The organism is Nocardioides sp. ChNu-153 (assembly GCF_030466625.1).
Lineage (GTDB): Bacteria > Actinomycetota > Actinomycetes > Propionibacteriales > Nocardioidaceae > Nocardioides.
On record NZ_JADEVT010000001.1, the window covers coordinates 311,306 to 330,943 of the forward strand.

Sequence of the window (19,638 nt, forward strand, 5' to 3'; positions counted from 1 at the left end):
GGGTCGCGTCCTGTCCCATGCTCGCACTAAGCAAGCGCTTAGTCACCCCCGGTCGCGACCCGTGCGCGCCCCGACGCAGAAGAGGTCCCCATGCCCGAAGCCGTGATCGTCTCCGCCGCCCGCTCGCCCATGGGCCGCGCGGGCAAGGGTTCCCTCAAAGGCATGCGCCCCGACGACCTCGCGCTGCAGATGGTCGAGGCCGCCCTGGCCAAGGTGCCCGAGCTCGACCGCCGCGACATCGTCGACATCGCCCTCGGCGTGGGTCAGCCCGCGGGCGAGTCCGGGTTCAACCTGGCCCGCGCCGTCGCGGTGCTCGGCGGCATGGACCACCTGCCGGGCGTCACCGTCAACCGCTACTGCTCCTCGAGCCTGCAGACCACCCGCATGGCGTTCCACGCCATCAAGGCCGGCGAGGGCGACGTCTTCCTCTCCGCCGGCGTCGAGACGGTGAGCCGCTTCGGTGCCGGGTTCTCCGACATCGACGCCGCGCAGAACCCCGTCTTCGCCGACGCCGTGGCCCGCACCGCGCGCCGCGCCGAGGGGGGCGGCGAGTCGTGGACCGACCCGCGCGAGAGCGGCGAGCTGCCCGACCTCTACATCGCGATGGGCCAGACCGCCGAGAACGTGGCGGAGGCGATCGGCATGACGCGCGAGGAGCAGGACCGGTTCGCGGTCCGCAGCCAGAACCTCACCGAGAAGGCCATCGCCGACGGGTTCTGGGCGAAGGACATCACCCCGGTCACGCTGCCCGACGGCAGCGTCGTGTCGAGCGACGACGGGCCGCGGGCGGGCACGACGTACGAGGCCGTCAGCGGCCTCAAGCCGGTCTTCCGTCCCGACGGCACCGTGACGGCCGGCAACGCCTGCCCGCTCAACGACGGCGCCGCGGCGCTCGTCGTCATGAGCGACACGAAGGCGAAGGAGCTGGGGCTCACGCCGCTGGCGCGCATCGTCTCGACCGCGGTCACCGGCCTCTCGCCGGAGATCATGGGCCTCGGGCCCGTCGAGGCCATCCCCGCCGCCCTGCGCCACGCCGGGATGCAGCTGGGTGACATCGACCTGTTCGAGATCAACGAGGCGTTCGCCGTGCAGGCGCTCGGCTCCGCGCAGCAGATCGGCATCGACGTCGACAAGCTCAACGTCAACGGCGGCGCCATCGCGCTCGGTCACCCCTTCGGCATGACGGGCGCGCGCATCACGAGCACCCTCATCAACTCCCTGCAGCACCACGACAAGCAGTTCGGCGTCGAGTCGATGTGCGTCGGCGGTGGCCAGGGCATGGCGATGGTGCTGGAGCGCCTCTCGTGACGATGGCCGACGGCACCCCCGTCAGCGAGGCGTTCAGCGCCCCCGTCGGGAGCACCGCGGTCGTCACCGGCGCGGCCGGCGGCATCGGCCGGGCGCTCGCCGCCCGGCTCGTCGCCGGCGGCCTGCGCGTCGTCGTCAGCGACCGCGACCCGGCGGCGACCGAGCAGGTCGCCACCGAGGTCGGAGCCGAGGGTGCCGTCGCGGGGGACCTGGCCACCGCGGCCGGGGTCGAGGCGGTCGTCGCGGGCGCCGAGGCCGTCCTCGGCCCGCTCGACGTGTGGTGCGGCAACGCCGGCATCGAGGCGGGTCACGGCCTCGACGCCGACGACGCGGCGTGGACGCTGGCCCAGGACGTCAACGTCCTCGCCCACGTGCGGGCCGCGCGGCTGCTCGTGCCCGGCTGGCTCGAGCGCGGTCGCGGCCGGTTCGTCGTCACGGCCTCCGCGGCGGGCCTGCTCACCATGCTGGGGAGCCCGACGTACTCGGTCACGAAGCACGGCGCCGTCGCCTTCGCGGAGTGGCTGTCGGCGACCTACCGCCACCGCGGCGTGGTCGTGCAGGCCATCTGCCCCCAGGGCGTGCGCACGCGCATGCTCGAGGAGTCCGGCCCGCTCAAGGAGCTGCTGACCCGCGACGAGGCGCTGGCCCCGGAGGAGGTGGCCGAGGCGCTGTGGGCCTCCTTCGCCGACGACCGGTTCCTCGTGCTGCCGCACCCTCAGGTCGCGGACTACTACGTCGGCCGCGCCCGCGACACCGACCGCTGGCTGGGGCAGATGAACCGGCTCCAGCAGGCGCTCGAGGCCGGCGGCCACCGGGCCTGACGCCCGCCCGCGCCACCCACCCACCCCATCCCCGTGCCACCCCACCCCACCCAGCACCCTGGAGGACCCCCCGTGAACGACACCCAGCGCGTCGCGATCGTCACCGGCGCCGCCCGCGGCATCGGGGCCGCGGTCGCCCGCCGCCTCGCCACCGACGGCCACGCCGTCGCCGTGCTCGACCTCGACGAGGCCGCCTGCGGCGCGGTGGTCGCCGAGATCGAGGCCGCCGGGGGCCGCGGGCTCGCCGTGGGCGTGGACGTCACCGACGAGGAGGGCGTCACCGAGGCCGTCCGGCGCGTCGCCGAGGCGCTCGGCGCGCCGACCGTGCTCGTCAACAACGCCGGCATCATCCGCGACAACGTGCTGCTGAAGATGTCCGCGGACGACTGGGACTCGGTCGTCGCGGTGCACCTGCGGGGGGCGTTCCTGCTGTCGCGGGCCGTCGCCGCGCCGATGCGCGAGGCCGGCTTCGGCCGCATCGTCAACCTGTCGAGCACCTCCGCCCTCGGCAACCGCGGCCAGGCGAACTACTCCGCCGCCAAAGCAGGCATCCAGGGGCTGACGAAGACCCTGGCGATCGAGCTGGGTCGGTACGGCGTGACCGCCAACGCCATCGCCCCGGGCTTCATCGAGACCGACATGACCGCGGCCACCGCGGCCCGGGTCGGCATGGACTTCGAGGAGTTCAAGCAGGCCGCCGCCTCCCAGATCCCCGTCGCGCGCACCGGCCGCCCCGACGACATCGCCCACGCCGTGTCGTTCTTCGCCAGCGAGGGCGCCGGCTTCGTCTCCGGCCAGGTGCTCTACGTCGCCGGCGGCCCCCGTGCCTGAGTCCGCTCCCGGGTCAGCAGCCGGGCCGCGCATCGTCGACGGCGTCGCCGGGGTGCGCGAGCTCGTCGGCACCCACCTCGGCCACTCCGGCTGGCACACCGTGACCCAGCAGCAGGTCGACACGTTCGCGGAGGCCACCGGCGACCACCAGTGGATCCACGTCGACCCCGAGCGGGCCGCCGCCGGCCCGTTCGGCGGCACCATCGCCCACGGCTACCTGACCCTGTCGCTGGTGCCGATGCTCGGCCAGCAGGTCTACACGGTCACCGGCCTGCGCATGGGCGTGAACTACGGCAGCAACAAGGTGCGGTTCCCGGCGCCCGTGCCGGTCGGCTCGCGGGTGCGCGCCGGCGTCGAGATCCTCGCGCTCGAGCCCGGCGGCGGCGGCCACCAGCTCACGACGCGGGTCACGGTGGAGATCGAGGGCGGCGCGAAGCCCGCCTGCGTGGCCGAGGTCGTCAGCATCCTGGTCGGGTGACGGCGCCCCGATGACCGACACCGACGTCCCGGGTCTCGACCCCGCCGCGCTCACCGCCTGGTGGCGCGCCACCCTCACCACCGACCCCGCCACCGAGCTGGCCGGCGACCTGCGCGGCTCCCTCATCGCCGGGGGCAAGTCCAACCTGACCTACCGCGTCGGCGACGGCGCCCGCACGTGGATCGTGCGCCGCCCGCCCCTGGGCCACGTGCTGGCCACCGCCCACGACATGGCGCGCGAGCACCGGGTGATGACCGCCCTGGCGCCGACGACGGTGCCGGTCCCCGCGACGTACGCGCTGTGCAGCGACGACACGGTGCTCGGCGCCCCCTTCTACGTCATGGCCGACGTCGCGGGCACGCCGTACCGGACCGCCGACCAGCTCGCCCCCCTCGGTGCCGAGCGCACCCGGCGGATCAGTGAGGGCCTCGTCGACACCCTCGCCGCGCTCCACGCCGTGGCGCCCGAGGAGGTCGGTCTCGGCGACTTCGGGCGCCCCGAGGGCTTCCTCGTGCGCCAGGTACGCCGGTGGTCGACGCAGCTGGAGCGCTCCCGCTCGCGCGACCTCCCGGCCGCCGACGAGCTCCAGCGCCGCCTCGAGGGCGCCGTCGAGGCGGCGGCCGCGGGCACCCGCCCGGGCATCGTCCACGGCGACTACCGCCTCGACAACGCGCTCGTCGACGACACCGGTGCCGTGGCGGCCGTCATCGACTGGGAGATGGCCACGCTGGGCGACACGCTCACCGACGTCGCCCTGATGGTCCTCTACGGCCGCCTCGCCGAGGTCGCCCCGGGCGCCGTCGCCGACGCCGGCCGCGCGCCCGGCTTCCTCGACGAGGACGCGATCCTCGAGCGCTACGCCACCGCGCGGGGCACCGACCTGCGCGCCCTCGACGTCCACCTCGGGCTCGCCGCGTTCAAGCTCGCCGTGATCCTCGAGGGCATCCACTTCCGGCACCAGCACGGCCAGACCGTCGGCGACGGCTTCGCCGACGTCGGCGCGGTCGTCGTACCCCTCCTGGAGATGGGGCTCGCCGCCCTGCCCGCACGCCCCTGACCAGCGCCCGTCCCAGCACCGCCCACCCCAGCACCGGCCCCGAGCGAGGACACCACGATGGACTTCCGCCACGACGCCCGCACCGAGGAGCTGCTCTCCTCGCTGGACGACCTGCTGACCACCCACGTCGAGCCCGCCGACGCCCGGTTCACCGCCGAGCTCGACGCGCTCGAGGACCCGTGGGCCTGGTCCACGGTGCCCGTCCTCGACGAGCTGCGCGCCGAGGCCCGCCGCCGGGGGCTGTGGAACCTGTTCCTCCCCGGCGAGCACGGGCCGGGGGTGACGAACCTGCAGTACGCGCCGCTCGCCGAGCTCACCGGTCGCGCCCCCCGCCTGGGCCCGGCGGCGCTCAACTGCTCCGCCCCGGACACCGGCAACATGGAGGTGCTGTCGATGTTCGGCAGCCCCGAGCAGCAGGAGCGGTGGCTGCGCCCGCTGCTCGACGCCGAGATCCGCTCGGCGTTCGCCATGACCGAGCCCGACGTCGCCTCGTCCGACGCGACCAACATCGCGACGCGCATCGTCCGCGACGGCGACGAGTACGTCGTGAGTGGGCGGAAGTGGTGGATCACGGGCGCGATGAACCCGCAGGCCGAGCTGCTCATCGTCATGGGCAAGACCGACCCCGACGCCGACCGCCACCGCCAGCAGTCGATGATCCTGGTGCCCCGCGACACCCCGGGCGTCGAGATCGTCCGGCCGATGGAGGTCTTCGGGTACGACGACCGCGACCACGGCGGGCACGCCGAGATCGTCTTCCACGACGTGCGGGTGCCGCGCGCGAACCTGGTGGGCGAGGAGGGCCAGGGCTTCGCGATCGCCCAGGCCCGTCTCGGCCCGGGCCGCATCCACCACTGCATGCGCTCCATCGGCGTCGCCGAGCGCGCCATCGAGCTGATGTGCGCCCGCGCCGACGGCCGTGTGGCGTTCGGGCGCTCGCTGTCGGAGCAGGGCGTCGTGCGCGACTGGATCGCCGAGTCCCGGGTGCGCCTCGAGCAGCTGCGCCTGCTGGTCCTCAAGGCGGCGTGGCTCATGGACACCGTCGGCAACCGTGGCGCCCACACCGAGATCCAGGCGATCAAGATCGCGACGCCGTCGACCGTGCAGTGGATCCTCGACAAGGCCATCCAGGTGCACGGCGCGGGCGGGCTGTCGCAGGACTTCCCCCTCGCGGCGTCGTACGCCGGCATCCGCACGCTGCGCTTCGCCGACGGCCCCGACGAGGTGCACAAGCAGGCCCTGGCCCGCCACGAGCTGCGCCGCCAGGCCGACCGCCGCGCCGCCGCGGGGCAGCCGGCGTGAGCGCCGCCGCCGAGCTGCGCGAGCGGGTCGCCGCGTTCCTGGCCGAGCACGACCCCGCCACGACCGAGCGCCTCGACCTCCTCCGGGCCCGGTACGACGCGGGGCTGGCGTGGGTGCACTTCCCGCCGGGTCGCGGCGGGCTGGGGCTGCCCCGGGCCCTGCAACCGGTGGTCGAGGAGGCGTTCGCCGCCGTCGGCGCGCCCGACAACGCGCCCCACCGCAACGGCATCGGCCTCGGCATGGCCGCCCCCACGATCGTCGCCTTCGGCACCCCCGAGCAGCAGGACCGCTTCCTGCGCCCGCTGTGGACGGGGGAGGAGACGTGGTGCCAGCTGTTCTCGGAGCCGGGCGCCGGCTCCGACCTCGCCGCGCTCGGCACCCGGGCGGTGCTCGACGGCGACACCTGGGTGGTCGACGGCCAGAAGGTGTGGACCTCGGGCGCCCACACGGCCCGGTTCGCGATCCTCGTGGCCCGCACCGACCCGGACGTGCCCAAGCACCGCGGGCTGACCTACTTCCTGTGCGACATGACCGACCCCGGCGTCGAGGTCCGCCCGCTGCGCCAGCTCACCGGCGAGGCCGAGTTCAACGAGGTGTTCCTCACCGGCGTCCGCATCCCCGACGCCCACCGGCTGGGCGAGGTGGGGGAGGGCTGGCGCGTCGCGACGGCCACCCTCGACCACGAGCGCGTCGCGATCGGCGCCGGGTCGCCCGCGCGGGAGAGCGGCATGGTGGGCCGGGTCGCCGAGACCTGGCGCGCCCACCCCGAGGCGCGCACGCCCGGCCTGCACGACCGGCTCGTGCGGCACTGGGTCGACGCCGAGGTCGCCCGCGCCGCCGGGCTGCGGCTGCAGCAGAAGCTGGCCCGCGGCCAGCTCGGGCCCGAGGGGGCGGCGATGAAGCTCGTCTTCGCGCGCCTCGCCCAGCAGCTCTCCGGGCTCGAGGTCGAGCTCCTCGGCGACGACGGCCTGCGCTACTCCGACTGGACCCTGGTGCGCCCCGACCGGGTCGACTTCACCGGCCGCGACGCCGGTTACCGCTACCTGCGCGCCAAGGGCAACTCCATCGAGGGCGGCACCTCGGAGATCCTGCGCAACATCGTCGCCGAGCGGGTGCTCGGGCTGCCCGGGGAGCCCCGGGTCGACAAGGACGTGCCGTGGAAGGAGATCCCGCGATGACCACCCACGCCGTCCCGGACCTGCTCGACTCCGAGGTCGTCTCCGACCTCCGCGCGGCCGTGCGCGACCTGCTCGCCGACCGGTGCCCCGTCGGGGCCGTCACGGCCTGCTACGACGGCGACCGGTCCCTCGTCGCGCCCCTGTGGCGCGCCGTCGGCGTCGACCTGGGCCTTGCCGGGCTGCTCGTCGACGAGGACCGTGGCGGGCACGGTGCCTCCCTGCGGGAGGCGGCGGCCGTCGCCGAGGAGCTCGCCGCCGCCGTCGCCCCCGTGCCCTTCGTGACCAGCGCGGTCGTCGCGACGACCGTGCTCGCCCATGCCGGGACGCCGGAGGCCGACCGCCTGCTGGCCGACCTCGCGGGCGGGCAGGTGACGGCGAGCCTCGTCGTACCGTGGACGACCGCGCCGGAGGGGCGCGTGCCGGCGGTCGGGGCCCGCGTCGCGGTGCGCTCCGTCGCCGGGGCGCTCGAGGCCCACGTGCTGCTCGTGCCGACCGGCGCCGGCGACGCGCTCGAGCTGCGGGCGGTGCCCGTGGGTGACGGCGTCACCGTCGAGCCGGTCGTCTCCCTCGACATGACCCGCCAGCTCGCCGACGTCACCGTCGACGCGGCGGCCCTCGCGGCCGCGCCCGTCGTCGCGACCGACGCGCGCGACGCGCTGCGGGCGGGCCTGCGGGCCGGTACGGCGGTGCTCGCCGCCGAGCAGGTCGGCCTCGCCCGGCGCTGCCTGGTCGACACCGTGGCCTACCTGCAGCAGCGCCGGCAGTTCGGCCGGGTGCTGGGCGGGTTCCAGGCCCTCAAGCACCGGTTGGCCGACGTCTACGTCGAAGTCGAGTCCATGGGTGCCGCGGCCGCGTTCGCGGTGGGCACCCTCGCCGACGTCGACGACGACCTCGAGCAGGCGCTCGTCACCGCCGTCGCGGCGGCCGCCTGCTCCGACACGGCCGTGCGGGTGGCGGAGGAGATGGTGCAGCTGCACGCCGGCCTCGCGATGACCTGGGAGCACCCTGCCCACCTGCTGCTCAAGCGCGCCAAGTCCGACCAGCTCGCGCTGGGCAGCCCGGAGCGCCACCGGGCCGTCGTCGCCCGCCTGGCCGACCTCGACCCGCCCGGGACGCGCCTGGGGTGACCCGGCGGGTCACCGGTCGGCCGCGGGCCGGTCGGGACCGGTGTGGCCGATCGCCGTCAGCCCGAGGGTGAGCAGCAGCCGCTGGCGCGGGTCGTGCAGGTCGCGGCCCGTCAGCTGCTCGATCTGCTTGAGCCGGTAGATCACCGTGTTGCGGTGGCAGTAGAGCTGCTCCGCGGCCCGGCTGGGCGAGACGTTGCAGTCGAGCAGCACGGCGAGGGTGTCGAGCAGCACCCGCGCCTGGTGCGGTGACTGGGCGAGCAGGGGCGCCACCGACCGCTCGACGAGCAGCGCCGTGACCTCGGGGCTGCCCGCGAGCAGCACCTCGGGGAGGCGGTCGTCGACGAGGACGACCGCCGTCGCCCCCCGCGGCACGGTCTGCGCGGCCCGGGCCGCGAGCTGGTACGCCGTGGCGAACCCGCCGATGCCCTCGGGGCTCGACGCCACGCCGACGCGCCCGGTGGCCGCGGGGCGGAGGATCTCCACGAGCTGGGCCGTGCCGAGACCGCCCATGGGCACGAGCCCGAAGACCTGCCCGCCCCGCACGTGCCAGTGCGAGGTCCGTCCCGACCGCTCCAGGCGGTCGTCGGGCGCGGTCAGGGGCTCGTCGAGGGGCCCGTCGAAGGGGGCGACGACGCAGGCGATCGGCTCGTCCGCCGCGATGCCGAGGGCCGCGGCCGACTCGGTGGCGAAGGCGTGGTCCGCGCCGCGCCCGTCGACGAGGCCGTCGAGGTAGCCCTGCTGGCGCTGGAGGTCGCGGCGCTCCATCCGGGCGCTCTCGCGGCGGTAGGCGTCGATGAGCACGGCGTTCTGGATGTCGAGGTTGTGCCACAGCTGCTGGCCGGCGACGACGAGCACCTGGTCGTCGATGTCGGGGTGCCCGGAGCCGGCCAGGTCGAGCATCGCCTCCCACAGCAGGCGGGCGCCCAGCGTGTACGAGTTGAGCACCAGCTCGAGCTGCACCCGCTGCCGGGCGCGGCGCCGGCCCGTCTCCCGCCACACGTCCGTGGTGCGCGTGCCCGAGCTCTTGCGGCCGGCGAGCGCCACGAGGCCCGAGCGGATGTGCTCGCGCGTGTTCTGGCGGACGTCGGCCCGCAGCCGCTCGTCGGCCTTGGCGTACCAGTCCGGGTCGCGGGCGAAGATCGTGGCCGAGATGGTGTCGGCGATGGCGTCGGCCCGCGGCAGCAGGGCCGTCCACGCGCACTCGATGCGGCGCGCCGTCGCCTCGTCGTGCGTGGCCTGCCACCGGGGCACGGGTGGCAGGGCAGGGGTCGTCGCAGTCTGTGACACGAGTCACAGGCTCTCACGGATGCACAGTGCCACGGGTCTCCTCGCCCCTTCTCGGGGCGCCGCGCACAGCCCGCTTCGTGCACCTTGCCCATATCTCGTGGCCCGCGGCCCGGCGAAAGTGATCTGCACCACGCCGTCCGACCCCAGGAGTCAGCCGCAGTGACGACCCCCAGCCCGTTGCCCAGCGCCGCCCCGGCCGCGCGCGGCGGCCCCGCCGCCGGTGCCCCCGCCGGCGGTGCCGCCGGCACCGCGGAGCTCTTCGCCCTGCGGGACGTGACGGTGACCTTCGGTGGCCTCACCGCGCTCGACGGCGTCGGGCTCTCCGTCGCGCCGGGCCAGGTGCTGGGGGTGATCGGACCCAACGGTGCCGGGAAGACCACGCTGTTCAACGTGGCCTGCGGCCTGGTGCGCCCCGACGGCGGCGCGCTCGCCTGGCAGGGCCGTGAGGTGCGCCGCCTGCGGCCCCACGACCTCGCCGGGATGGGCATCGGTCGCACCCTGCAGGGCCTGGGGCTCTTCGACCGGATGACGGTGCTCGACAACGTCGTGGTCGGGGCCGACCGCCACGCCCGGGCCGGCTTCCTGTCCGGGCTCCTCGCGCTGCCCCGCTCGAGCCGGGAGGAGCGCGCGCTGCGCGAGCGGGCGATGGCGGTGCTCGACGAGCTCGGGGTCGCCGCCCACGCCCACCGCTACCCGCCGAGCCTGCCCTACGCCGTGCGCAAGCAGGTCGCGCTCGCCCGCGCGCTCGTCGCCGAGCCGGAGCTGCTGCTTCTCGACGAGCCCGCCAGCGGGCTGTCGGACGAGGAGATGGCCGCCCTCGGTGACCGCATCCGCGCGCTGTCGGACCGCATGGCCGTGATGCTGGTCGAGCACCACATGGACCTGGTGATGAGCGTCTGCGACCAGGTCGTCGTGCTGGACTTCGGGCGCGTCATCGCCCGGGGCACGCCGGCCGAGGTGCGCGACGAGCCGGCCGTGCTGGCCGCCTACCTCGGCGCGGAGGACTGAGCCGTGCTGGAGGTGCGTGACCTCAGCGCGTCGTACGGCGCGGTCAAGGCCCTGGACGGGGTCAGCTTCGACGCGGCGGACGGGCAGATCACCGCCGTCCTCGGCGCCAACGGAGCAGGCAAGACGACCCTGCTGCGCACGCTGTCGGGACTCGTGCGCCCGACGGCCGGCAGCGCCCGGCTCGGCTCCACCGACCTGCTCCGCACCCCGGTGGAGGAGATGACCCGCACCGGCCTGGCCCACGTGCCCGAGGGCCGCGGCGTCATCACCGAGCTGACCGTGGAGGAGAACCTGCGCCTCGGCGCGCTCGGCGCCCCCAGCGGGGGCGAGCGCCGCTTCGACGTCGACCGGGTCACCGAGCTCTTCCCGGTGCTCGGCCAGCGCCGCCACCAGGTCGCCGACACCCTCTCGGGCGGCGAGCGCCAGATGCTCGTCATCGGCCGCGCGCTGCTCGCCGAGCCGCGCATCCTGCTGCTCGACGAGCCGTCGCTCGGCCTGGCGCCGCGCGTCGTGGCCCAGATCTTCGCCCTCCTGCGCGACCTGGTCAGCAGCACCGGCCTGAGCGTGCTCCTCGTCGAGCAGAACGCGCGGAGCGCGCTGGGGATCGCCGACGTCGGCATCGTCCTCAACCTCGGTCGCCTCGTCGTGCAGCAGGCCGCGGACACCCTCGTCGACGACGACCAGCTGCGGCACGCCTACCTCGGGTTCTGACGCCCGACCACCAGCCCCACCCGTCCACCCGCCCCACCTCGCCACCGACAGGGGACCCCCGGTGCAACAGCTGCTCACCACGACCCTCACGGGTCTCGTGCTCGGCGCGGTCTACGCCGCGTTCGCGCTCGCGCTCGTCATGATCTGGCGCTCCACCCGGGTGGTGAACTTCGCCCAGGCGCCGATGGCGATGCTCACCACCTACATCGCCCTCGTCATCATCGAGGCGGGCCACTCGTTCTGGCTCGGGTTCGTGGCCGCCCTGCTGGCGGGCCTGGTGCTCGGCGCCGTGGTGGAGCGCGTGCTGGTGCGGCCGGTCGAGGGGAAGGGCGACCTCAACGCGGTCATCCTCACCCTCGGCCTCTTCATCGTCCTGCACTCCGTGGCGGCCCTCGTCTTCGGCTCGCGCTACCGCTCCTTCCCCGCACCCTTCGGCGTGCGCGGCATCGAGGTGGGCGGCACGACCGTGGCGCTGACCGGGTTCGGGATCTTCACCATCCTCGCCGTCGTGGTCGTCATGGGCCTGCTCGTGCTGCTCTTCCGCTTCACCGACGTCGGCCTGCGGATGCGCGCCTCGGCGCACAGCCCCGAGGTGGCCCGCCTGCTGGGCGTGCGGGTCGGGCGCATGCTCACCCTCGGGTGGGCGCTCGCCGCGGTGGTCGGCTCGCTGGCCGGCCTCCTCATCGCCGGTGGCGGTCTCGTCCACCCCGGCTACATGGACGCGGTCGTGGTGTACGGCTTCGTCGCCGCGGTCCTCGGCGGCCTCGACAGCCCCGGCGGCGCCGTCGCCGGCGGCGTGCTGCTGGGTCTGTGCCTGAGCTTCGTCAGCGGCTACCTGGGCTCCGAGCTCGTGGCGATGGCCGCCCTGCTGATCCTCGTCGCCGTCCTCCTGGTGAAGCCCTCGGGGCTCTTCGCCACGACCGCCCACCGGAGGGTCTGAGCCGTGCCCGCCCTGCGACCTCGCCTCGGCTCCTCGCCGCTGCTGCGCCACCTGCTCGTCGCCCTCGTCGGCGGCGCCGTGGCCCTCGCCGTGCTGACCGCCGTCGACGACTTCCGCGCCGGCCAGCTGGCCGCCATGGCCTACCTCGGCATCGCCGCGGCCGGCCTCACCGTGCTCACCGGCCTCAACGGCCAGCTGTCGCTGGGGCACGGCGCCTTCATGGCCATCGGCGCCTACACCGCCGCCCTCTTCCTCGGCGACGTCGAGCCCGCCGCGCCGCTCGCCGTCGTGCTGCTCGCCGCCACCGCGGTCGCCAGCCTGGTGGGCCTCGTGGTCGGCCTGGCGGCGGCGCGGCTCCACGGCCCGTACCTCGCCGGGGCCACCCTGGCGCTCGCGGTCGCCGTACCGGGTCTCGCCATCTACTTCGGGGACACGCTGGGCGGGGAGCAGGGCCTGTCCGTGCGGGTGCCGGAGCCGCCGGCCTGGTTCGCCGACCTGCTGTTCTTCCTCACCGCCGTCGACCCGTCCCGCGGGCGGTTCGTCGCCTACCTGTCGTGGTTCGTGCTCATCGTCGTGCTCGTGCTGCTGGCGAACCTGTCGCAGAGCCGCGTCGGGCGCACCTGGCGGGCCGTGCGCGACCACGAGGTCGCCGCCGAGCTCGCCGGCATCTCCCTGACCCGCGCCCGCGTCGTCGCCTTCGTCGTCAGCGCCGCGACCGCCGGCCTGGCCGGCGCCCTCATGGCGATGGTCGTGCGCCTCACCGCCCCCAGCGGCTTCACCCTCACGCTGTCGCTGACACTGCTCACGGCCGTCGTGCTCGGCGGGCTCGGCAGCCTCGCCGGCGCCCTCATCGGCGCGGCGCTGCTCACGTTCCTGCCCCAGGTCGTCACCGGCATCGGCAGCGACCTCGGCCTCGACGACGTGCAGTCCGCCGAGCTGGCCCCGCTCGTGTACGGCGTCGTGATGATCCTCGTCATCCTCCTGGCCCCCGCCGGGCTCGTCGGCACCCTGCAGGGCTGGCGGCTGCGCCGGCGCGCGGCCGCCGGCCCCGCAGCGCCCGCCGTACCGGCGACGGCCCGCCCCTCCGACCCGACCCGCCCCTCCGACCCGACCCGCCCCTCCGACCCGACCCACCCGACCCACCCGACCCACCCGACCGACAAGGCAGGACGAGCATGAGCCCCAGCACCCCCCGCACCACCGCCGACCGTTGGCGCCGCCGCACCGCGGCGGCGACGGCGACCGTCCTGACCTGCGCGCTCGCCACGGCCTGCGGCGCCGGCCAGGACCGCGACGACGCCGAGTCCCCGGCCGACCGCGTCGGCGTCACCGACGACACCATCAAGGTGGGCGGCCACTTCCCGCTGACCGGCGTCGCGGCGCCCGGCTACAGCGAGATCCCGAGCGGCCACCAGGCGTTCTACGACTTCGTCAACGCCGAGGGCGGCGTGGGCGGTCGCGAGATCGAGTTCGTGGCCAAGGACGACGCCTACAACCCGACGAACACGACCCAGGTGACGAACGAGCTCGTGCTCTCCGACGAGATCTTCGGCATGGTCGGCGGGCTGGGCACGCCCACGCACGGCGCGGCGATCGACTTCCTCAACGACGAGGGCGTGCCGGACCTGTTCGTGTCCTCGGGCTCGCGGCAGTGGGGCGAGACGCCGGAGGAGTACCCGATGACCTTCGGCTGGCAGCCCGACTACGTGATCGAGGGCAAGGTCATGGGCCAGTGGATCGCGGAGAACATGCCGGACGCGCGGGTCGGCCTGCTGCTGCAGGACGACGACCTGGGCGCCGACGGCGAGGCGGGCGTGCGGGAGTTCATCGACGACCAGATCGTCGAGGTCGTCTCCTACACGCCGAGCAACACCGACATCGCGCCCCAGCTGGCGCAGCTGCAGGCCGCGGACGTCGACCTGGTCATCGGCTTCAGCGTGCCGTCGTTCACGGCGCTGTCGCAGCTGGTCGCGCTGCGCCTCGGCTTCGACCCGCAGTGGATGTACACCAACGTGGGCTCCGACCCCTCGCTCGTCGGCTCGCTGCTCGCCACGTTCTCCGAGGGTGCCGTCGCCGACGGCGCCAGCCTGCTCGACGGGGTCATCACGACCGAGTACATCCCGGGCGTCGACGCCCCCGAGGACCCGTGGGTCCAGCTGTGGCAGCGGGTCTGGGACGAGTACGGCGAGGAGGGCGAGCCGCTCACCAACTACCGCATCTACGGCATGTCGCAGGCCTACACCCTCGTCCAGGCCCTCCAGGCCGCCGGTGACGACCTGACCCGTGAGGGCGTCGTCGCGGCGATCGAGGAGGCCGGCGGCGACTTCGAGGGCCCGGGCCTGGCGCCCTTCCGCTACTCGGCCGACAGCCACCTGGGCCTGTCCGGCATGCGCGTCGTGCAGCTCGAGGGCGGTGTCGGCCAGCCGCTGACGCCGGTGCTGACGAGCGACCTCGGCGACGCGGAGGTCACCGAGGACGAGTCCGCGGCGGGCGACGCCCCGCCGGAGAGCGGCATCCCCGACGTGGAGCCGGTGGGCTGAGATGACCTCCACCCTGTCCCTGGCCGCGGTGCTCGCCGAGCCCGCCCGTCGCCGGCCCCGCCACGTCGCCGTGGTCGAGGGCGAGCGCCGCACGACGTACGAGGAGCTGTGGCGCGACGCCCGCACCTTCGCGGGGGCGCTCTACGCCCGTGGCGTCGCGCCCGGGGACAGGGTGGCCCTCCTGGCGCCCAACGTGACCGAGTTCGTGGTCGCCTACTACGGCATCCTCGCCGCGGGCGCCGTCGTCGTGCCGGTGCCGACCCTCCTGCAGGCGGAGGAGGCGACCCACCTGGTGCGGCACTCGGGGGCCCGCCTCCTCGTGCACCACGAGGCGCTCACCGGCGTGGCGCGGGCGGCGGCCGCGGCGGCGGGCGTGCCGGCGCACCCGCTGTCGGGGTTCGCCGACGGGGCGCGGGCGCTCCCGACCTACGCCACCCGCGCGCCCGACGACACGGCCGTCGTCTTCTACACGAGCGGTACGACGGGGCGGCCCAAGGGCGCCGTCCTCACGCACCTCAACCTCGTGCTCAACGCGACCGTCAACGCGTTCGACGCGAACCCGGTGCGCTCCGACGACGTCGTCATGGGCTCCCTGCCGCTCTTCCACACGTTCGGCCAGTCGGTCTCGCTCAACACCACGTTCCGCGTGGGGGCGACCCTCGTGCTGCAGCCGCGCTTCGACCCGGCGGAGGCGCTCGCGACGATGGTGCGGCACCGGACCACCCTGTTCTTCGGGGTGCCGACGATGTTCATCCAGCTGCTCGCGGCCGCGCGGGACGCCCCCGAGCTGCCCCGGCTGCGGGACTGCGTCTCCGGCGGCGCCTCGCTGCCCGTGGCCGTGCTCGAGCAGTTCGAGGCCACCTTCGCGACATCGATCTACGAGGGCTACGGCCTCTCGGAGACCTCACCGTCGGCCACGGTGAACCAGCGCGCGTTCGGCGCGCGGCCCGGCACCGTGGGTCACGCGATCTGGGGCGTCGACGTCGAGATCGCCGACGTGCAGACGACGGAGCGCATCGTGCTGCTGCCGCCGGGGGAGCGGGGCGAGGTCGTCGTCCGCGGCCACAACGTGTTCGCGGGCTACCTCGACGACCCGGCCGCGACCGCGGGCGCCGTCGTGGACGGCTGGTTCCGCACCGGCGACGTGGGGGTCAAGGACGCGGAGGGCTTCGTCTCCATCGTCGACCGCACGAAGGACCTCGTCATCCGCAGCGGGTTCAACGTCTACCCGCGCGAGGTCGAGGAGGTGCTGGCGCGCCACGAGGGGGTCGCGCAGGTCGCCGTCGTCGGCGTGCCCGACGAGCAGGTGGGCGAGGAGGTCGTCGCCGTCGTGGTGCCGACCGCGCCGGGGGCGGTCGACGCCGACGCGCTCGTCGAGTGGGCGCGCGAGCGGCTGGGGCGGCACAAGTACCCCCGCCGCGTCGTGCTCGTCGACGACCTGCCGCTGGGCCCGACCCACAAGGTGCTCAAGCGGGAGGTGCGCCGCAGGCTCGCCGAGCGGGCGGCCACGCGCTAGGCCGAGGACCGGGGGAGGCGTCAGAGGGGGCGCACCAGCAGTGCGGTGCCCTCCCCGGCCACGCGGGTCATGACGAGGGTCGCCTCGGCGTCGCCCCGCAGCGCCAGCCGCTTGCGCAGCTGCTCGGGCACGACGTCGACGCCGCGCTTCTTGATGGTGAGGCGGCCGACGCCCCGCTCGCGCAGGGCGGCGCGCAGCGCCTTCTCGCGGTAGGGGATCTCCTCGAGCACCTCGTACGCCGTGGCGAACGGCGAGCGCACCGCCTCGTCGGTCGTGACGTAGGCGATCCGCTCGTCGAGGAGCCCGCCCCCGACGGCGCCCGCCACCGCCGTCACGAGCCCCGCCCGGATGACGGCGCCGTCGGGCTCGTGGAGGTAGCGGCCGACCGCGCGCACCGGGCGGGGAGCCCCGGCGTACGGGTCGTCCTCCTCCGTCATGCTCGCCAGGCCCCCGTCGCGCAGCACCGTGGCGCGTCGGCGCGAGACGGCCAGGTGCGGCGACCAGAGCACGGCCTCCTTCACCTCGCCCCGGTCGCTCACCCACTCCGCCTCGACGTCGTCCGGCACGAGGTCGTGGGGCAGCCCCGGCGCCAGCTTCGCGACCGTCGGCCGCGTCGCCAGCAGGCGCGTGGTGAACGCCCACGACGGCGTCCAGCCCTCGGCGTCGAACACCCGGCCGCGCCCGTCGCGCCGGGCCGGGTCGAGGAGCGCGACCCCGAAGCCGTCGAGCGGCAGGCTCGTGACGTCGGCGACGGTGGTCGCCCCGTCGAGGCCGAGGGCGTCGAGGTTGGCCGCGGCGACCGCGACGCGCACCGGGTCCAGGTCGACGCCCGCCGCCACGAGACCCGCCCGGGCCAGCGCGGTGAGGTCGCCGCCGATGCCGCAGCCCAGGTCGACCACCGACGGCACCTGCGCGGCGGCCAACCGCGCGGCCCGGTGGTCGCCCACCCGGCGGCGCGTGGCCTGCTCGAGCCCGTCGGGGGTGAAGAACATCCGCAGCGCGTCCTCGCCGAACTTCGCCACGCCCCGCACCCGCAGGCCCACCTGCGTCAGGGCGGCCGCGGAGCGCTCCGGGTCGGGCTCGGTACGGCGGACCGCGGCCGCCGCACGTACCGGGTCGCCGTCGGCGTCGGCCCAGGCCCGCCCCGCCACCTCCAGCAGCGTGCGGCCGTCGGGCGTCAGCAGCCAGGAGAACGTCGCGAGGTCCACGACCAGCCATCCTCCCAGGCGCCGTTTCGCGGGCCGGGTGACGGGGCACACCCCCGGCCGGTCGCGGCACGGCGCTGCGGGCGGGGGAGCAGGACCGAGAGGCCGGTGCGGGGTGCGGGACGGGGTGCGGACGACGGGTACGGCGCTGGTGCTCGCCGCGGTGCTCGCCGGGTGCGGCGCGGACGAGGGCGTGGGGCGGGTGCAGCCCGTCGAGCCCGCGTGGGTCGACGGCGTCAGCAGCGAGGTGCGGGTCCCGAACGGCACCCTGGAGGTGCGGATGACGTCGGTGCTCGACGAGCCGCTGCAGGACACCGACGGCGACGGCTCGTTCGTCGCGGTCAGCTGGCGGCTGCGCGGCCCGGACGAGGTCTCCCTGACCGGGCCGCCGCCCCCGCTCGAGCTCGTGCTGCGCGCCGACGGCGAGGAGAGCGTGGTGCTCGCGGCCGACTCCCTCGAGCCGGACGGCACGGGCCGGTTCCCCGACCTGGTCGAGGGTGGCGCGGCGGTCGTCGGCGTCCCGGGCGACCTCGACGTGGCCGGCGTGCGGCTCGACGTCACCGCCGACGGCGTGACCCAGGTGCTCGACCCCTGGACGGGCCGGGTCGAGGCGGGTGACGCGGCGCTGCTGTACGACGACGCCGCGGCCGCGTGGTTCCCACAGCCCTGCCCGGACCTCGACGTGCTGCCCCCGGCGACGCTCGGCGACGGCGCGCTGCTCTGCACCCTCGGCACCGTGCGCACGACGCCGTGGACCGCCGAGACCGGCTGGGCGGACCCGGGCGAGACGTGGTGGCTCGTGGGGCTGAGCACCCACATGGTCGCCACCGACGCCGGCCCGGTCGACGGGTCCGCGGAGCGTGCGTGGGTCGTCGGCCGCATCACGGCCTCCGAGGTGGAGCTGGCCGGGGAGGCGCCGCTCGCGGTGCGGCCGGGCTACCAGGACACCACGGACCAGTTCGCCGGCACCGACCTCACCGGCGCCACCTACGTCTTCGCCGACCCCGGCACGCGTCCGCGGGCCGCCGACGAGGTCGCGCTGCGCCTGCGGCAGACCTACGACGTCGGGTCGGTGGGCGAGCTCGCGGCGCCGCCGGACCTGCGCGTCGACGTCGAGGTGCCGGTGGGACCCGCCGTCGCGCCGCCGGCGGAGGACCGGTCGTGAGCGCCCTGCGGGGCCGGCGCGCAGTGCTGGTGGGCGTGACGCTCGTGGTCCTGGTTGCCGCCGTCCTGGTGGTCGTGCTCGTGCGCACGACCGGCGAGGGCCCCACACCGGCCCGGGTCGGTGCGGTGGTCGACCCGACGTCGTACGCGGAGGACGAGGTGCCCACCGCGACCGACCAGGTCGCGGTGCAGCTGCCCGGCGGGGCGGCGGTGCTGCGGATCGGGGACACGGTCGCGCGGCTGCCCGACGCCACCGGCACCGAGCAGCCCGGCGTCCCGGCGCCCGAGGACGGGACGTGGCTGCCGGTGAGCTGGCAGTGGACGGAGTGGACGCAGCGACCGGCGCTGGGCGTCTACCAGGGCGCGCCGGTGGCCGTCACCCCCGACACGGCGCCGTCCCCCACGCTCACCCTGCTCGTCGACGGCGAGCGGCACCCGCTCCGGGTGGGGGAGCCGGCCGTGCCCCGGTCACAGCCCGACGGCGCGTGGTTCCACGTCGCCGTGCCCGCGGACCGGACGGTGGACCTGGGACTGGCCGTCGGCTGGGACGGCGAGGAGCAGGTCGTCGAGGTCGCGCCGGGACGCCTGGAGCTGAGCGACCCGGGCCGCTTCGCGGCGTACGACGACTACGACCGCTCCGACGAGCGGACCACGCCGGTGGCCGTGCTGCCGGGCAGCACGGGCACCGACTTCGCGTTCCTGCTCCCCGGCACGCCCACCGACCCGCTCGACGGTGACCTGTCGGTCGTCGCGGCCTACCGGGAGCCGTACGTCACGGGGCTCGGGTGGGCGCCCGCGGGACGGACGTGGGCGGTGCTGCCGCTCGACCTGTACGTCGCGGGGGAGCTCGAGGACGGGGACCGGTCGGTGACGATCGGGAGCCGGTCGTGGAGCCTCTACGAGGCCCGCCCCGACATCCGGGTGGGCGTCGCGGGGGAGGAGCCCGTCGCGCCGGCGGCCTACCGGCCCCCGACGGAGCCCGTGGCGTCGGTGGGCGTCGTCGTGGTCGACGTCCCGCAGGACGCGACGACCGTGCGGCTCGACGTCGCGGCCCGCACGCCCGTGCGCGAGGTGCGCACCGGGGACCCCGCCGGCGTGCCCGACGCGTTCACCCTCACCTGGGCGGGCGACGTCCCGCTGACCTGACCCTGCTCCTGGCACTCAC

The 19,638-nt window shown here is 75.4% G+C and carries 18 protein-coding genes; 16 read left to right on the plus strand and 2 right to left on the minus strand.

Annotation, left to right across the window (positions count from 1 at the left end; all coding sequences use genetic code 11):
• Positions 1-90: 90 nt before the first annotated feature.
• From INN71_RS01465 to INN71_RS01500, 8 genes are all read left to right on the plus strand, one after another.
• Positions 91-1,308, plus strand: a complete 1,218-nt coding sequence (locus tag INN71_RS01465) for an acetyl-CoA C-acetyltransferase (protein ID WP_277497627.1) — start codon at positions 91-93, stop codon at positions 1,306-1,308.
• Between the two features lie 2 nt (positions 1,309-1,310).
• Entirely contained in the window at positions 1,311-2,129 is an 819-nt protein-coding gene (locus INN71_RS01470; protein WP_301799683.1) for an SDR family oxidoreductase, read from the plus strand.
• Between the two features lie 72 nt (positions 2,130-2,201).
• On the plus strand, positions 2,202-2,960 hold the full coding sequence (gene fabG / locus INN71_RS01475) for a 3-oxoacyl-ACP reductase FabG (protein ID WP_301799288.1): 759 nt from the start codon (positions 2,202-2,204) through the stop codon (positions 2,958-2,960).
• The gene (locus INN71_RS01480) at positions 2,953-3,438 is read left to right on the plus strand and encodes a MaoC family dehydratase (protein WP_346812588.1); all 486 of its coding nucleotides are present in this window, start codon (positions 2,953-2,955) and stop codon (positions 3,436-3,438) included. The genes fabG and INN71_RS01480 overlap by 8 nt, the downstream gene beginning before the upstream one ends.
• A 10-nt stretch (positions 3,439-3,448) precedes the next feature.
• Positions 3,449-4,495: a phosphotransferase family protein gene (locus INN71_RS01485; protein ID WP_301799289.1), complete on the plus strand. Its 1,047-nt coding sequence runs from the start codon at positions 3,449-3,451 to the stop codon at positions 4,493-4,495.
• 57 nt (positions 4,496-4,552) lie between these two features.
• Positions 4,553-5,797, plus strand: a complete 1,245-nt coding sequence (locus INN71_RS01490) for an acyl-CoA dehydrogenase family protein (RefSeq protein WP_301799290.1) — start codon at positions 4,553-4,555, stop codon at positions 5,795-5,797.
• Positions 5,794-6,975: an acyl-CoA dehydrogenase family protein gene (locus tag INN71_RS01495; protein ID WP_301799292.1), complete on the plus strand. Its 1,182-nt coding sequence runs from the start codon at positions 5,794-5,796 to the stop codon at positions 6,973-6,975. The genes INN71_RS01490 and INN71_RS01495 overlap by 4 nt, the downstream gene beginning before the upstream one ends.
• The gene (locus INN71_RS01500) at positions 6,972-8,102 is read left to right on the plus strand and encodes an acyl-CoA dehydrogenase family protein (RefSeq protein ID WP_301799294.1); all 1,131 of its coding nucleotides are present in this window, start codon (positions 6,972-6,974) and stop codon (positions 8,100-8,102) included. Before INN71_RS01495 ends, INN71_RS01500 begins: the two co-directional genes overlap by 4 nt.
• A gap of 9 nt (positions 8,103-8,111) precedes the next feature.
• Here INN71_RS01500 and INN71_RS01505 read toward each other — a convergent pair whose 3' ends face one another.
• Positions 8,112-9,353 (minus strand): CdaR family transcriptional regulator, encoded by a 1,242-nt coding sequence (locus tag INN71_RS01505; RefSeq protein ID WP_277497621.1) that lies wholly within the window; start codon positions 9,351-9,353, stop codon positions 8,112-8,114.
• Between the two features lie 195 nt (positions 9,354-9,548).
• Between INN71_RS01505 and INN71_RS01510 the strand changes: the two genes are divergently transcribed.
• The 6 genes from INN71_RS01510 to INN71_RS01535 all read left to right on the plus strand — a co-directional run bounded on the left by INN71_RS01510 (position 9,549) and on the right by INN71_RS01535 (position 16,104).
• Positions 9,549-10,397 carry an ABC transporter ATP-binding protein gene (locus tag INN71_RS01510; RefSeq protein ID WP_301799295.1) on the plus strand — a complete coding sequence of 283 codons (849 nt, stop codon included), beginning with the start codon at positions 9,549-9,551 and terminating at the stop codon, positions 10,395-10,397.
• A gap of 3 nt (positions 10,398-10,400) precedes the next feature.
• On the plus strand, positions 10,401-11,108 hold the full coding sequence (locus tag INN71_RS01515; protein ID WP_277497619.1) for an ABC transporter ATP-binding protein: 708 nt from the start codon (positions 10,401-10,403) through the stop codon (positions 11,106-11,108).
• Between the two features lie 61 nt (positions 11,109-11,169).
• A complete protein-coding gene (locus INN71_RS01520) occupies positions 11,170-12,048 on the plus strand; it encodes a branched-chain amino acid ABC transporter permease (protein WP_277497618.1) in 879 nt (292 codons plus the stop codon).
• A gap of 3 nt (positions 12,049-12,051) precedes the next feature.
• Entirely contained in the window at positions 12,052-13,227 is a 1,176-nt protein-coding gene (locus INN71_RS01525; RefSeq protein ID WP_301799298.1) for a branched-chain amino acid ABC transporter permease, read from the plus strand.
• On the plus strand, positions 13,224-14,588 hold the full coding sequence (locus INN71_RS01530; protein WP_277497616.1) for an ABC transporter substrate-binding protein: 1,365 nt from the start codon (positions 13,224-13,226) through the stop codon (positions 14,586-14,588). Before INN71_RS01525 ends, INN71_RS01530 begins: the two co-directional genes overlap by 4 nt.
• Before the next feature lies 1 nt (position 14,589).
• The gene (locus INN71_RS01535) at positions 14,590-16,104 is read left to right on the plus strand and encodes an AMP-binding protein (protein ID WP_301799300.1); all 1,515 of its coding nucleotides are present in this window, start codon (positions 14,590-14,592) and stop codon (positions 16,102-16,104) included.
• Between the two features lie 20 nt (positions 16,105-16,124).
• On the opposite strand, the gene INN71_RS01540 is transcribed toward INN71_RS01535, so the two are convergent.
• Positions 16,125-17,312, minus strand: coding sequence for a methyltransferase domain-containing protein (locus INN71_RS01540; protein WP_301799301.1), 1,188 nt, complete (start codon positions 17,310-17,312; stop codon positions 16,125-16,127).
• A gap of 112 nt (positions 17,313-17,424) precedes the next feature.
• Between INN71_RS01540 and INN71_RS01545 the strand changes: the two genes are divergently transcribed.
• The gene (locus INN71_RS01545) at positions 17,425-18,474 is read left to right on the plus strand and encodes a hypothetical protein (protein ID WP_301799303.1); all 1,050 of its coding nucleotides are present in this window, start codon (positions 17,425-17,427) and stop codon (positions 18,472-18,474) included.
• The gene (locus INN71_RS01550) at positions 18,471-19,619 is read left to right on the plus strand and encodes a hypothetical protein (RefSeq protein WP_301799305.1); all 1,149 of its coding nucleotides are present in this window, start codon (positions 18,471-18,473) and stop codon (positions 19,617-19,619) included. Before INN71_RS01545 ends, INN71_RS01550 begins: the two co-directional genes overlap by 4 nt.
• The last annotated feature ends 19 nt before the right edge of the window (positions 19,620-19,638 follow it).

What these genes read in the sequence shown, in the direction of transcription:
- INN71_RS01465 (WP_277497627.1), top strand. Translation starts at nt 91, where the DNA reads ATGCCCGAAGCCGTGATCGTCTCCGCCGCCCGCTCGCCCATGGGCCGC.
- INN71_RS01470 (WP_301799683.1), top strand. Translation starts at nt 1,311, where the DNA reads ATGGCCGACGGCACCCCCGTCAGCGAGGCGTTCAGCGCCCCCGTCGGG.
- INN71_RS01485 (WP_301799289.1), top strand. Translation starts at nt 3,449, where the DNA reads ATGACCGACACCGACGTCCCGGGTCTCGACCCCGCCGCGCTCACCGCC.
- INN71_RS01490 (WP_301799290.1), top strand. Translation starts at nt 4,553, where the DNA reads ATGGACTTCCGCCACGACGCCCGCACCGAGGAGCTGCTCTCCTCGCTG.
- INN71_RS01500 (WP_301799294.1), top strand. Translation starts at nt 6,972, where the DNA reads ATGACCACCCACGCCGTCCCGGACCTGCTCGACTCCGAGGTCGTCTCC.
- INN71_RS01530 (WP_277497616.1), top strand. Translation starts at nt 13,224, where the DNA reads ATGAGCCCCAGCACCCCCCGCACCACCGCCGACCGTTGGCGCCGCCGC.
- INN71_RS01535 (WP_301799300.1), top strand. Translation starts at nt 14,590, where the DNA reads ATGACCTCCACCCTGTCCCTGGCCGCGGTGCTCGCCGAGCCCGCCCGT.